Annotated in this window: 9 protein-coding genes; 6 read left to right on the top strand and 3 right to left on the bottom strand. The window is 60.8% G+C overall.

Annotated features, from left to right (window positions below; all coding sequences use genetic code 11):
• The first annotated feature begins 61 nt into the window (after window positions 1–61).
• Window positions 62–1690 (top strand): pyoverdine maturation tyrosinase PvdP, encoded by a 1629-nt coding sequence (gene pvdP / locus A8O26_RS03905; RefSeq protein WP_064116853.1) that lies wholly within the window; start codon window positions 62–64, stop codon window positions 1688–1690.
• Between the two features lie 129 nt (window positions 1691–1819).
• On the opposite strand, the gene A8O26_RS03900 is transcribed toward pvdP, so the two are convergent.
• From A8O26_RS03900 to A8O26_RS03890, 3 genes are read right to left on the bottom strand one after another with little or no spacing between them, the layout of a single operon-like run.
• Window positions 1820–3214 carry an efflux transporter outer membrane subunit gene (locus A8O26_RS03900; RefSeq protein ID WP_064116852.1) on the bottom strand — a complete coding sequence of 465 codons (1395 nt, stop codon included), beginning with the start codon at window positions 3212–3214 and terminating at the stop codon, window positions 1820–1822.
• Between the two features lie 7 nt (window positions 3215–3221).
• The gene (locus A8O26_RS03895; RefSeq protein ID WP_064116851.1) at window positions 3222–5195 is read right to left on the bottom strand and encodes a MacB family efflux pump subunit; all 1974 of its coding nucleotides are present in this window, start codon (window positions 5193–5195) and stop codon (window positions 3222–3224) included.
• Window positions 5196–6368 carry an efflux RND transporter periplasmic adaptor subunit gene (locus A8O26_RS03890; protein ID WP_064116850.1) on the bottom strand — a complete coding sequence of 391 codons (1173 nt, stop codon included), beginning with the start codon at window positions 6366–6368 and terminating at the stop codon, window positions 5196–5198.
• 322 nt (window positions 6369–6690) lie between these two features.
• On the opposite strand from A8O26_RS03890, the gene A8O26_RS03885 reads away from it, so the two are divergent.
• From A8O26_RS03885 to A8O26_RS03865, 5 genes are all read left to right on the top strand, one after another.
• A complete protein-coding gene (locus A8O26_RS03885; protein WP_064116849.1) occupies window positions 6691–7173 on the top strand; it encodes a sigma-70 family RNA polymerase sigma factor in 483 nt (160 codons plus the stop codon).
• Window positions 7174–7308: 135 nt separating this feature from the next.
• A complete protein-coding gene (locus A8O26_RS03880; RefSeq protein ID WP_064116848.1) occupies window positions 7309–8643 on the top strand; it encodes a lysine N(6)-hydroxylase/L-ornithine N(5)-oxygenase family protein in 1335 nt (444 codons plus the stop codon).
• Window positions 8644–9237: 594 nt separating this feature from the next.
• A complete protein-coding gene (gene mgtA, locus A8O26_RS03875; RefSeq protein WP_064116847.1) occupies window positions 9238–11937 on the top strand; it encodes a magnesium-translocating P-type ATPase in 2700 nt (899 codons plus the stop codon).
• 143 nt (window positions 11938–12080) lie between these two features.
• Window positions 12081–12797, top strand: a complete 717-nt coding sequence (locus tag A8O26_RS03870) for an MgtC/SapB family protein (RefSeq protein ID WP_064116846.1) — start codon at window positions 12081–12083, stop codon at window positions 12795–12797.
• A gap of 134 nt (window positions 12798–12931) precedes the next feature.
• Entirely contained in the window at window positions 12932–13354 is a 423-nt protein-coding gene (locus A8O26_RS03865; protein WP_064116845.1) for a hypothetical protein, read from the top strand.
• Window positions 13355–13391: the final 37 nt, after the last annotated feature.

Below are 13391 nucleotides of genomic sequence, written 5' to 3'. Positions count from 1 at the left end.
CCTCCGCAACAAACGTTCTAGCTTGGATAAAGCCTGCTTCATGGCTGACACAGGTAGGGCAATGAAGATTTCTCGACGATGGTTCATGGCGGGCCTGGCACTGACCGGCGCCGCTGTGCCTGCAGCGTATTTTGGGCATCGTGAATGGACGAAGCCGGATCCGACGATCACCCCGGGTGAGGCGTCGTTCGACGTCGCGGATGTCGCCGGGCAACGCCTGGCGGATGCACTGCGCGGTGTCTGGCAGATTCGTTTCGAGGGTCATGACGCCGGTATCGCGGGTTTGCCCGGAGAAGGTCTGGAGGTGTTTCTCGATGTTGCTCACAAAGGGCGCGGCGTCATCGGCTTTCTCGACACGGCCGAGCGCTTGCGTTCGTCTCAGGCACCGCGCTATCGAATTCTCGCGGACCTGGCCGATGTCAAAGCCTCGCAGTTGAGTTGGCGTCTGGTCAGCCTGTCCGCAGCCGACGGTGCACCGGACTACGAATTCAGCATGGCGCTGGATGAGGTCTGGGGCGGTTTCGGCAACGCCGGCAGCGGCAGCCTCAGCGGGCGCGTCCTCAACCTTGATCGGCCCTTGATGCTGCCGGCGCAGGACAACCGTTTTATTGCCGTCAAACGCGTATTCCCCGAGGCACGCGAGCGCGCAGGCTTGAACCCGACGTTGCTGGCCTGGCTTATTTCTCCTGAGCACCGTTTGTTCCATCAGCTCTGGCACGCCAGCCGCGACAAGTGGCATACCTTGAGCGAGGAAAAACGCGGCGCCCTGCGCGGTATCGGCTGGCAACCCGGCCCGCGTGACAAGGAGCGCGACGCCCGTGGTCCGCGCAAGGACCGCAATGGCTCGGGTATCGATTTCTTTTTCATGCACCGGCACATGCTGGGCACGGCGCGTTCAATGCAGGATCTGCCGTCGTGGCAGCATTTTCCGCTGCCGCAGCCGGAATTGATCCGCGACCGCCAGGGTTTTGCCGATTATTTCGACAATCACGACGGCACTTCACTGCCGCCGACCTGGCTGGCCGAGGACGATGACGAATACTCGCAATGGGTCAGCGACATCAAGACGGCCGAGACTTATCACAGTAATTTCCTGGTCTGGGAATCGCGCTACCGTGACCCGCGCTACCTGGCCAGACTGACCTTGGGGCAGTTCGGTTCGGAAGTCGAACTGGGGCTGCACGACTGGCTGCACATGCGCTGGGCGTCAGTGCCACGGGACCCGTCCAATGGCCATCCGGTGCCGTTCGCGCGCGATCCGGCAGATTTTTCCGCACGTTGGTACGCCGCTGAAAACGACTTCCTCGGCGATCCGTTCTCCTCGCATGTGAGCCCGGTGTTCTGGCATTTTCACGGCTGGATCGATGATCGTCTGGAAGACTGGTTTCGCGCGCATGAGCGCTTTCATCCGGGCGAAGTCAGTCGCTTGCAGGTCAATGGTGTGCCGTGGTTTGCACCGGGGCGCTGGGTTGAAGTCGCCGACCCGTGGCTCGGGCCGAGCACTCACGGCTGCAGCACGGTGCCGGGCCTGCAATCAGGCAAGTCAGTGGAGATGGATCCGGAAACCATGAAGCTGGCGCTGCGCATCACCTTCAGCGATGACGAGAAGGTGCTGTCGTCGTTGTTTCGCAAGGTGCCGCAGCGCCCTTGGTATGCGCGTCATCTGAAACCCAAACAGACTTCGGCCTGAGGCCGCGTCATCGTTCTTGGCGAGCAGGCTCGCTCTCGCAGGTTTTTGTGCTGATCCGTAGTTGGCGGCGGCACCTCTGAACACGGTGGGAGCGAGCTTGCTCGCGAACGGGTTTGACCGGCAGAGCACTTACAGCGCCTGCCAGCCACCCCCAAGCGCCTTGTACAACGCAATGCTTGCCTGCATTCGCGACAATCTCAACTGCACATTCAAGTCCTGCGCGGCGTACAACGTGCGTTGGGTTTCCAGCACCGTCAGCAAGTCTTCGGCACCGGCCTGGTAGCGGCTCTGGGCGATGTCGAACGCGGTCTGCGCTTGCCGCAGTTCTTCGCTCTGCCACTGCCGCTGTTCGTCGAGGCCGCGAATGCTGTTCAAGGCTTTTTCAACATCGGCGAAGCCGTTGATGATCGCACCACGATAGTTCTGCAGCAGTTCTTCCTGGCGAGCGGTGGCCTTGTCACGTTCTGCGCCGAGGCGACCATTATTGAAGATTGGCCCGATCAATCCAGCAGTAAGGTTGTAAAAGGGGCTGCGTAGAACGTCGCGGAACTGGTCCGCCCCCGAGCCGATATCGGCACTGAGGGTGACGGTGGGCAGCATGGCGGCGCGGGCAACCTTGACGTCGGCTTCGGCGGCAGCCAGTTGCGCTTCGGCGCGGGCGATGTCCGGGCGTCGATCGAGCAGATCGCTTGGCACGCCGGCGGCGACTTCCGGCCATTGCAACTGATCGAACGATTCCCGGTTCAGTGCAAGTGCCTGAACGGGTCGACCGAGCAGCGCCGCGAGGCTGATCGAAGCGTCGCGGGCTTGTTGTTGCACCAGCGGCAATTGTCGTTGTTGGGCGGCCACCAGGCTTTTCTGCTGAGCCAGTTCCAGAGCGGTGGCCGAGCCTGAGTCAAAGCGCGTTTGCACCAGTTTCAGCACGCTTTGCGCGTTGCCCAGATTGAGTTCGGCAATGCGGCTCTGCTCGCGCAACGACAAGGTTTGCGCATAGGTGTCGGCGACACTGCCGAACAGCGTCAGCTCCACCGTGGCGCGGTCGAACTCGCTGGCCTGCAAGGCAAATTGCGCACTGTCGCGCGACGCCTGTTTGCCACCCCAAAAGTCGATTTCGTAACTGGCATTCAGATTGGCGTCGAAATAATCCACAGCCTTGTTACTGCTGTCGGCGTCCAGTTGACTGTAGCCGTTGCCCCGTAGCAGTTTCTGCCGATTGGCATTGAGCGAGGCCTTTACCTCAGGCAATTGAGAACCGCCGGCGATCACGGTGCCGGCCTGGGCCTGGCGTACCCGGGCCATGGCGGCGGCGAGGTCGAAACTGCCGGCGCGCGCCTGTTCGATCAGACGATCAAGGTCTGGGCTGCCAAACTGCGTCCACCATTGCGGGTTGTTGCGAGCACTGCTGGCAGCAGGCGCTGACTGCCACGCGGCAGGAGGCTGCAAGCCGCTGTCCGGGCGCTGGAGGGGACTGCCGCAGGCGCTGAGAATCAGGCATGCGGTCAACAAACTGAGGCGCGGTTTCATAGATCGATCATTCGCTGGTAAGGGCCGTGACCGGGTCGAGCCGGGCAGCTTTGCGGGCCGGCATGAAGCCGAAGACAACACCGGTGACCAGCGCGCAGCCAAAAGCGCCGAGCACCGCCAGTAACGAGAAGGCGACCGCGACGTCGCTGAGGATCAGCACGCCGCCGACGAGTAACGCCAAGGCAATCCCGGCGATCCCGCCGACCACCGAGAGCATCACCGCTTCGGTGAGGAACTGGCGCAGGATGTCGCGCTGACGCGCACCGGTGGCCATGCGAATACCGATCTCGCGGGTGCGTTCACGCACGGTCATCAGCATGATGTTCATCACGCCGATACCGCCGACCAGCAGGGAAATCGCGGCAATCGAACCGAGCATCAGCGACAGGGTGTTTTGCGTGCGCGCCTCGGCCTGGATCATCGCGGCGTTGTTGGTCAGCTCGAAATCTTTCTTGCCGTTGTGCAGGCGCAGCATCATCCGCTCGATGTCCTGCTCGGTTTCCTTGACCCTGCGCGCATCGGCGGCGGCGATGGCGACGTACTCCGGGTTATAGGTGCCAAACAGGCGCGTGCTGGCGGCGGAGTAGGGGATGGCAATGCGGTCGTCGCTATCGGAATCCCCAGAGCTGGAACCCTTTTCCGCGAGAACCCCGACCACTTGAAAGGGTACGTTTTCAATCAGAATGTACTGCCCGATAGGGTTGGCGACATCCTTGAGCAACTTGCTTCTGACTTTGTGCCCGATGACGGCTACCGCAGCGCCACTGGCTTCGTCGGCAGCGGTGAAGTAAGTGCCTTCAACCACTGGCCAATTGAAAATCTTCGGGAAATTGGTGTCATTGCCGCCGACGTAACTGTTGTGGTCGAGATTGCCGAAACGCACCACGGCTTCGGCGCCGTTGACGGGCATGATCTGCTTGATCAGCGGCAGGGTGGCGAGCACGGCGAGGTCGTCGAGGGTGATGATGCCCTGCGGTGCGCGCGGGTGCGGAGGGACGCCGCCCAGATAAATGATGTTGGAGCCGAACGCACCCATTTGCGCCATGACCTGACGCTTGCTGCCTTCGCCGACGGCCAGCATCACCACCACCGAGGCCACGCCGATGATGATGCCGAGCAGGGTCAGCGCGGTGCGGAAACGGTTGATCCACATCACTCGCCACGCGGCGTGCAAGGCGTCGACCAGTTCGCCTTTCCAGGCGCCGGTGGCTTCGGCGCCCTCGGCCAGACGCTTGCGCAGATCGACCGCTTGCAGGGCGCCGGGGTTGGCGCTGGTCTGAGCCGCGGGGTTGTCCTTGGCGCTGTCGCTGATGATCAGGCCGTCGCGGATTTCGATGATGCGTTTGGCCCGCGCCGCGACTTCGCGATCGTGGGTGATGAGGATCACCACATGGCCCTGGCTCGCCAGCTCGTCGAGCAGCGCCATGACTTCTTTGCCGCTGTGGCTGTCGAGGGCGCCGGTCGGTTCGTCGGCAAGAATGATGTGGCCGCCGTTCATCAAGGCGCGGGCAATCGACACCCGCTGTTGCTGACCGCCGGAGAGCTGATGCGGGCGGTTGCCGGTGCGTGAGGCGAGGCCGAGGCGGTCGAGCAGGGCGGCAGCGCGGGCATGACGCTCGGCGGCGGGCGTGCCGGCATAGATCGCCGGCATCTCGACGTTTTCCTGGGCCGAGCCGGACGGAATCAGGTGGTAACCCTGAAACACAAAACCGAAGGCTTCGCGGCGCAGCCACGCCAGCTCATCGCTGTCGAGGCCGGCGACGTTTTCCCCGGCGAAGCGGTATTCGCCGGACGTCGGCCGGTCGAGGCAGCCAAGGATGTTCATCAGAGTCGACTTGCCGGAGCCGGACGCACCGACAATCGCCACGAATTCGCCAGCGTGGATCGACAGGTCGATGCCGCGCAATACGTGAACTTCAGGCGCATCGCCGCCGCCGTAGGATTTGCGGATGTCCTGCAGGTCGATCAGGGGCGTTTGCATTTAACCCCCGTTGCCGTCAGCCGGGCCGATCAACAGATGATCACCCTCGCTCAGGCCGTCGAGAATCTGCACCTTGAGCCGATCGCTGATGCCGGTGCGCACTTCGCGGGATTCGATTTTGCCGTTGGCGGCAACCACCTGCGCGGTCTGCAGGTTGGCGGTGGCGCTGCCTTGCAGGGCCGCCACCGGGGCGGTGAGGACATCCCTGGCCTGATTGGCGACGAAGAACACCTGGGTAGTCATCTCCGCCATCAGTGCGTTGTCGGCGTTATCGACGTCGAGCAATACGGTGTAAAGCACCACGCGGGCGCTGCCGCTTTTGCTGCTGCTGGCCGGGCTGCCGCCGCCCTGGCTGGTTTGATCAAGAGGTTTGGGCGGTACCGGCAGAATCTGCCGCACCGTGCTGCTCCAGCGCCGATTGCCGCCGCTGAGGGTGGTGAAGTAAGCGGTCATGCCCGGTTTGACGTGGCCGATATCGGCCTCGGAAACCTCGGCCCACACGGTCATTGGCGACAGTTTGGCGATGCGCAGAATCAGCGGCGTTTGCTGCTGCGCGTTGAGTGTCTGGCCTTCGCGGGCATCGAGGGCGACCACGGTGCCGGCCATCGGCGCGTAGATGCGTGTGTAGCCGAGCTCGGCCTGATCGCTGCGCAAACTGGCCTCGGCCTGGCGGATCTGCGCCTGGAACATGTCGATGCGTGCTTGCGTGGCTTTCAGTTCGGCGCGAGCGGTCTGTACGTCTTCTTCGCGTGTGGCGCCACCGGCCGCGAGGTTTTGCTGGCGCTGATATTTCTGCTGCGCCAATTCATGTTGCGCGCGTTGTTCCTGCAACTGCGCCTTGAGGTTCTCGATCGAGAACCGGCCGGCGTCGAGCTTGGCCTTTTGCGTCGACGGATCGATCTCCACCAGCAATTGGCCTTCCTTGACCACGTCGCCGACTTCGACATGGATCTTCTGGATCTGCCCGGAGGCCTGCGCGCCGACGTCTACGTAACGGCGTGGTTGTAACGTGCCGAGCGCGGTGACGCTGCTTTCGATATCGCCACGGCTCACTTGCACGGTGGCTAACTTATCCCGGCCCGGCGGCAGCATTTGCCACGCGGCATAGCCGAAAACAGGGATCAGACAGAGGACTACGAGCAGGGCGCGTCGGGCGGGGCGGGGACGTTTCATGCAGGGTTCCGGCCAGTGGAAATCGGCCCGTCGTTCGGCTGGCACACAGGTTCGGGCAGCGCTGAACGCTGTCGCAGGGCGCGACAGACACGGGGAGCTGTCCTGTAAACGTTGCAAGGGCGGGGGAATTTAAGCGCGGAAACACGAAGTTACAGCTATAGAGCAGGACTATTTGTCGGTCAACGGCAAACACCACTTTAAATCTATATGAGAATTACTATAAATTACGCGCCTCAAGTTGCCACTATCTTGCTACCGCGTTTCGCGCCGTCGTAAAGCGGTGTGCTCAAGGACACAAACCGCATTTTCGCGGCCGGGAGTCATGTTGGAAAACTACTATCGAGAGCTGGTGTGTTTCCTGAACGCCAAGCTCGGCAACCGTCAGGTTGCCGAAGATGTGGTGCATGACGCCTATGTGCGGGTGCTGGAGCGCTCCAGCGACACGCCGATCGAGCAACCCCGCGCCTTCCTCTATCGGACCGCGTTGAATCTGGTCATCGATGACCATCGCCGCAACGCCCTGCGCCAGGTCGAATCGCTGGAAGTGCTCGACAATGAAGAGCGCTATTTCACCCCCTCGCCCCACAGCAGCCTCGATCATGGCCAGCGCCTGCAGATGCTTCAGCGTGCGTTGGCCGAGTTGTCGCCGCTGTGCCGCGAAAGTTTTCTGCTGCGCAAGATCGAAGGTCTGTCGCACCCGGAAATCGCCGGGCAACTCGGCATTTCCAAGGCTTTGGTGGAAAAGCACATCGTCAACGCCATGAAACATTGCCGCCTGCGCATCAAACAATGGGATGCCCATTGAGCTGTCGGCGTTAAATTTTATTTCACTGTCCTCGTTCCTACTCAACAGACGACCTGCTGTCCTGCTCAAGGCCGGTCAGGTCACTTAGGCTCTCCTTGCCCCTTTGTTGAGGGGTTCATCCAGAGGACACTGGAAATGACTCAGGCAATTGCATCGCCCATCGTTCACGACCTGATCGGCGTCGGTTTCGGCCCTTCGAACCTGGCGCTGGCCATCGCTCTGCAAGAGCGTGGCCCGAGCCACGGTGAGCTGGATGTGCTGTTCCTCGACAAGCAGGCAGATTACAGCTGGCACGGCAACACCCTGTCGACGCAAAGCGAGTTGCAGATTTCCTTCCTCAAGGATCTGGTGACCCTGCGCAATCCGACCAGCCCGTATTCGTTCGTCAACTACCTGAAATACCACGGTCGTCTGGTCGACTTCATCAACCTCGGCACCTTCTATCCGTGCCGCATGGAGTACAACGACTACCTGCGCTGGGTGGCCGGGCAGTTCACCGAGCAGAGCCGCTACGGCGAAGAAGTGCTGACCATCGAGCCGGTGCTGCACAACCATCAGGTTGAAGCACTGCGCGTGATTTCCCGCGATAGCCAAGGCCTGCAACACGTGCGCACCACCCGTTCGGTGGTGGTCAGCGCCGGCGGCACGCCGCGTATTCCCGAGGCGTTCAAGGCGCTGAAGGGCGACACCCGGGTGTTCCACCACTCGCAATACTTGTCGCAGATGGCCAAGCAGCCGTGCGTGAACAACAAGCCGATGAGCATTGCGATCATCGGTGGCGGGCAGAGCGCTGCAGAAGCCTTCATCGACCTGAACGATTCGTTCCCGTCGGTGCAGGTCGACATGATCTTGCGCGGCTCGGCACTCAAGCCTGCGGACGACAGCCCGTTCGTCAACGAAGTGTTCTCGCCGGAGTTCACCGACCTGGTGTTCCAGCAGAACAGCGCCGAGCGTGAACGTCTGGTCAACGAGTACCACAACACCAACTACTCGGTGGTCGACATCGACCTGATCGAGCGCATCTACGGCATCTTCTATCGTCAGAAAGTATCCGGGATTGCCCGTCACGCGTTCCGCACCCTGACCACCGTCGAGAGCGCTACCGCCACCGACAACGGCATCGAACTGGCCGTGCGCAATAACGCTACTGGCGAAGTCACCGTGCGCAACTACGACGCCGTTGTTCTGGCCACCGGTTACGAGCGGCAGATGCACCGCAAACTGCTGGCGCCGCTGGAAGAATACCTGGGTGACTTCGAGGTCGATCGCAACTACAAGCTGATCACCGACGAGCGCTGCAAGGCCGGCATCTACATGCAGGGCTTCTGCCAGGCCAGCCATGGTCTGAGCGATACGTTGCTGTCGGTGCTGCCGATTCGTGCGGACGAGATTGCCGGTTCGCTGTATGAGCATGGCAAGAACCGTGGGCATCGTTCGATGGCGGATCTGCTGTTGGCGACTGCCAGCTGATTTTTTAGCGCCTCACATACCGCTTTCGCGAGCAAGCTCGCTCCCACAGGGGATTTTCAGTGAACACAGATTCTGTGTCAGATGAAGACCCAATGTGGGAGCGAGCTTGCTCGCGAAGGGGTCGTCAAAAGCACCCTGAAATCTGAATCCTGAACCCTTCCTGAACATCCCCCACATTCCCCGACACACTTCCTTTTGCCGGTTTACTCTCCAGACATCGGGGCGTAAGCTTCGCGCGTTTTCATCAATAGCGGAGACCCACAGTGGGTACTTGTTCGAGTGACAGTTGTCGGCCGGTCTCGGTAACCGGCAGATTCTCGGCAAGATAACGCGCAGCCTTTCTCTGCCGTTGTCTCGCCGTAAAAGCGAGCAGCGGCATCCCGTGCATGACCCGTCCTGGGCCATGTCTGGACGTTCCTTCTCATCGACGCTGAACAGAGCGTGATTGCGACTTCACTGTCGTCATCGCAGCCCTATCGACACGCCTGTCTTTTCTGACCGGCGCGCCAAGCCTTGCCGTGCCGGTTTTTCCGGCGGACGAGGCGCGGCCGTACCTGCTTGACGGTTTCCCGGCTGACCATAGGGGCAACAGCCATGAAACTTACGCTTAAGGAATTTTTCGCAGGTTTTCTGCGCACTCGCCACATCGCCCGGCACTTCCGTCGCCTGGCGCTGCTGGAATCGATCAACGACACCACGGTCAGCCGTGAAGTCCCACCCACTCTGGCCAACACCCTGGTCGATGCCGCGCATTGCGACAGCGGCGTACTGCTGTCGTCACTCGGCACGCATTCCGATGGCCTGACCGATTTCGAAGTCGATGCGCTGCGTGCGCAATACGGCCTCAACGAAGTCGAACACGAGCAGCCGCTGCCTTGGTGGACTCACCTGTGGCACTGCTACAAAAACCCGTTCAACCTGCTGCTGACCCTGTTGGCGGTGATCTCGTGGCTGACCGAAGATCTCAAGGCGGCCGTGGTGATTTTCTCCATGGTGGTGCTGTCGACGCTGCTGCGCTTCTGGCAGGAAAGCAAATCCAACCAGGCCGCCGATGCGCTGAAAGCCATGGTCAGCAACACCGCCACGGTGATGCGCCGCGACGCGCCACGCAGTGAATTGCCGATCAAGCAATTGGTGCCGGGCGACCTGATCGTGCTCTCGGCCGGTGACATGATTCCTGCTGATTGCCGCGTGCTCAGCGCGAAAGATTTGTTCGTCAGCCAGGCAGCGATGACCGGCGAATCGATGCCGGTGGAAAAATTCCCGCGTCAGGCTGATCGCGACACGCGCAATCCGCTGGAGCTGGAAAACATCCTGTTCATGGGCACCAACGTGGTGTCGGGAACAGCGGCGGCGGTGATTCTGACCACCGGCAACAGCACTTATTTCGGCGCGTTGGCGCAACGTGCTGGCGCCACTGATCGGGCGGTGACCTCGTTCCAGCAAGGCGTCAACAAAGTCAGCTGGCTGTTGATCCGCTTCATGTTCGTCATGGCACCGCTGGTGCTGTTCATCAACGGTTTCACCAAGGGTGACTGGACTGAAGCACTGCTGTTTGCGCTGTCGATTGCCGTCGGCCTGACCCCGGAAATGCTGCCGATGATCGTCACTTCGACTTTGGCCAAAGGCGCGGTGTTTCTGTCACGGAAAAAAGTCATCGTCAAACGCCTCGATGCAATTCAGAACTTCGGTGCCATGGACGTGCTGTGCACCGACAAGACCGGCACGCTGACCCAGGACAAGATCTTCCTCGCACGCAATGTTGACGTCTGGGGCGCAGATTCCGATGACGTGCTGGAAATGGCCTATCTGAACAGCTACTACCAGACCGGCCTGAAAAACCTGCTGGATGTCGCGGTACTGGAACACGTGGAAATCCACCGTGAACTGAAAGTCGGCACGGCGTTTCGCAAGGTCGACGAGATCCCGTTCGACTTCAATCGTCGGCGCATGTCGGTGGTTGTAGAAGGGCGTGGCCAGCCGCATCAGTTGATCTGCAAAGGTGCGGTGGAAGAAGTGTTGGCGGTGTGCAGCCGCGTGCGTCATGGCGAGGTCGATGAAGCCTTGAGCGATGAATTGCTGACCAAGATTCGTCAGGTCACTGCAGCATTCAACGCTGAAGGCTTGCGCGTGGTGGCGGTTGCCGCACGCTCGATGCCCGAAGGTCGAGAAGTTTATAGCTTGGCCGATGAACAGGAACTGACGCTGATCGGTTACGTGGCGTTCCTCGATCCACCGAAGGAGAGCACGGCGCCCGCGCTGAAGGCATTGGCCGAACATGGCGTGGCCGTGAAAGTGCTGACTGGCGATAACGAGTTGGTGACCGCGAAGATCTGCCGTGAAGTCGGCCTCGCGCAACAAGGCCTGCTGCTGGGCAATGACGTTGAACGCATGAGCGATGCCGAACTGGCCGTGGCCGTAGAGACCACCAATGTCTTCGCCAAACTGACGCCATCGCACAAGGAGCGCATCGTGCGCATCCTCAAAGGCAATGGCCACGTCGTCGGGTTCATGGGCGACGGCATCAACGATGCACCAGCGTTGCGCACTGCTGACATCGGTATTTCCGTGGACAGCGCAGTGGACATCGCCAAGGAAGCGGCCGACATCATCCTCCTCGAAAAGAGCCTGATGGTGCTGGAGGAGGGCGTACTCGAAGGGCGGCGTACCTTCGCCAACATGCTCAAGTACATCAAGATGACCGCCAGTTCCAACTTCGGCAACGTGTTCTCGGTGCTGGTCGCCAGTGCGTTTATTCCGTTCCTGCCGATGCTGCCGATGCACCTGCTGGTGCAGAACCTGCTCTACGACATTTCGCAGATTGCGATTCCGTTCGATAACGTCGACGAGGACATGCTGAAAAAACCACAACGCTGGCAGCCAGGCGACGTCGGGCGCTTCATGCTGTTCTTTGGCCCGATCAGTTCGATCTTTGACATCACCACGTTCGCCTTGATGTGGTACGTATTCGATGCCAACACCCCGGATCACCAGACCCTGTTCCAGTCCGGCTGGTTCGTGGTCGGGTTGCTGACCCAGACGCTGATCGTGCACATGATCCGCACGCCGAAGATTCCGTTCCTGCAAAGCCGTGCAGCCATGCCGCTGCTGGTGATGACCGGGATCATCATGGCGGTCGGCATCTTCCTGCCGATGGGGCCGCTGGCGCACTACTTCAAATTGCAGGCGCTGCCATCGCTGTACTTCGTGTTCCTGCCGGTGATTCTGCTGGCGTACATGGCGCTGACTCAAGCGGTGAAAGGCTTCTACATCCGCCGGTTCGGCTGGCAATAACAGCAACACAACATTTTCCCCTGTGGGAGCGAGCTTGCTCGCGAAGGCGTCCTGTCAGTGAAACATCTGTTAGCTGACACACCGCTTTCGCGAGCAAGCTCGCTCCCACAAGGAGTTGATGCGTTCTCAAGAGAGATTTACACATGCAAGCCATCAACAACCTCAACCTCGATTCGCTGCTCGACACCCTCGTCAGCCTCAGCGCCGCGTTCATCCTCGGCGGCCTGATCGGCTTCGAGCGCCAATACCGGCAACGCACCGCTGGCCTGCGCACCAACGTGCTGGTCGCCGTCGGCGCCGCGATTTTCGTCGACATGGCCAACCGCCTCGCCGGCGCAGAAGGCGCGGTGCGGGTGGTCGCCTACGTGGTGTCCGGCATCGGTTTTCTCGGTGCCGGGGTGATCATGCGCGAAGAAGGCAATGTGCGCGGCCTCAACACCGCCGCGACGCTGTGGACGTCCGCCGCAGTCGGTGCCTGTGCCGGCGCCGACCTGCTCGCCGAAGCTGTACTCGGTACGCTGTTCATTCTTGCCGCCAACACCTTGCTGCGGCCGATCGTCAATAACATCAACCGTCAGCCACTGGACGTGGTCTCGGCGGAAGTCACCAACATCGTCTACGTCATCGCTCGGCGCTCACAGCAAAAAGCCGTGTTCGCCTTGCTTGAAGCCGAACTTGAGCGCAGCAACTACCCGGCCAGCGATGTCGACGTGCATGCCTTCGGCGCCGATGAAATCGAAATCGAAGCGACGCTGGCGACGACGTCGGTCGATGGTGATGAACTGGACGCACTGATCGCGCGGATCTCGACCTCAGCGCTGGTGGTGCAGGCGTTCTGGAGCCCGAGCACCACTGAGTGATAGGTCCAGGCTGCGCTGCAGTTCTCGATCACTCAGCGATGAATGAACGTTTTTTTAGGAAAAGTCCTACAGAACCCTCCGCGAGGCTTGCGTAGTCTTGCCGCACTCAGACACCTGACAGCGGTAGCTTGCCCATGACCAACAAAACCCTGCGTATCCTGATCGCCGACCCGCAGCATTTTCACCGGATGAAAATCGAGCGTCTGTTCAACAGCCTTGATTACTACCGCGTCGCGCCGGTGCAGAACCTTGTGGAGTTGTTGACCCTGGTGGACTACGGTTGCGAGCCGTTCGATGTGGTGGTCATCAACGCTGCACTGTCCGCAGGCGCACTGGATCTGGCGGATTTCTTTGTCGATAACCCACAGGTTCGTCAGGCCTTGATCTACAACGAGCCTTCGGCACCTGTGCACGCCGTTTGCGGATTCGCCGGGGAACATGTGCACATCCATCACGCCGCCTTACCTGGCGTTCAGTTGATCAGGCACTTGATGGCGCTGGCCGAGGGCCCCGCAGCGTTGCAGAATCTGCGCCCGCAACGCCGGGCCAATGCATAGAAAAGTGCTTGTCGCAACTGTCAGGTCTGACAGGTGA

It is taken from the genome of Pseudomonas fluorescens (assembly GCF_001648775.1).
In the GTDB taxonomy this organism is placed as follows: Bacteria; Pseudomonadota; Gammaproteobacteria; order Pseudomonadales; family Pseudomonadaceae; genus Aquipseudomonas; species Aquipseudomonas fluorescens_M.
This window is presented reverse-complemented; position numbering and strand designations above follow the sequence as displayed.

Bases quoted from the DNA above. Each gene is read 5' to 3' on its own strand.
- A8O26_RS03870 (WP_064116846.1), top strand. From the start codon at position 12,081: ATGCAAGCCATCAACAACCTCAACCTCGATTCGCTGCTCGACACCCTC.
- pvdP (WP_064116853.1), top strand. From the start codon at position 62: ATGAAGATTTCTCGACGATGGTTCATGGCGGGCCTGGCACTGACCGGC.
- A8O26_RS03895 (WP_064116851.1), bottom strand. From the start codon at position 5,195: ATGCAAACGCCCCTGATCGACCTGCAGGACATCCGCAAATCCTACGGC.
- A8O26_RS03865 (WP_064116845.1), top strand. From the start codon at position 12,932: ATGACCAACAAAACCCTGCGTATCCTGATCGCCGACCCGCAGCATTTT.
- A8O26_RS03880 (WP_064116848.1), top strand. From the start codon at position 7,309: ATGACTCAGGCAATTGCATCGCCCATCGTTCACGACCTGATCGGCGTC.
- A8O26_RS03900 (WP_064116852.1), bottom strand. From the start codon at position 3,214: ATGAAACCGCGCCTCAGTTTGTTGACCGCATGCCTGATTCTCAGCGCC.
- mgtA (WP_064116847.1), top strand. From the start codon at position 9,238: ATGAAACTTACGCTTAAGGAATTTTTCGCAGGTTTTCTGCGCACTCGC.
- A8O26_RS03890 (WP_064116850.1), bottom strand. From the start codon at position 6,368: ATGAAACGTCCCCGCCCCGCCCGACGCGCCCTGCTCGTAGTCCTCTGT.
- A8O26_RS03885 (WP_064116849.1), top strand. From the start codon at position 6,691: ATGTTGGAAAACTACTATCGAGAGCTGGTGTGTTTCCTGAACGCCAAG.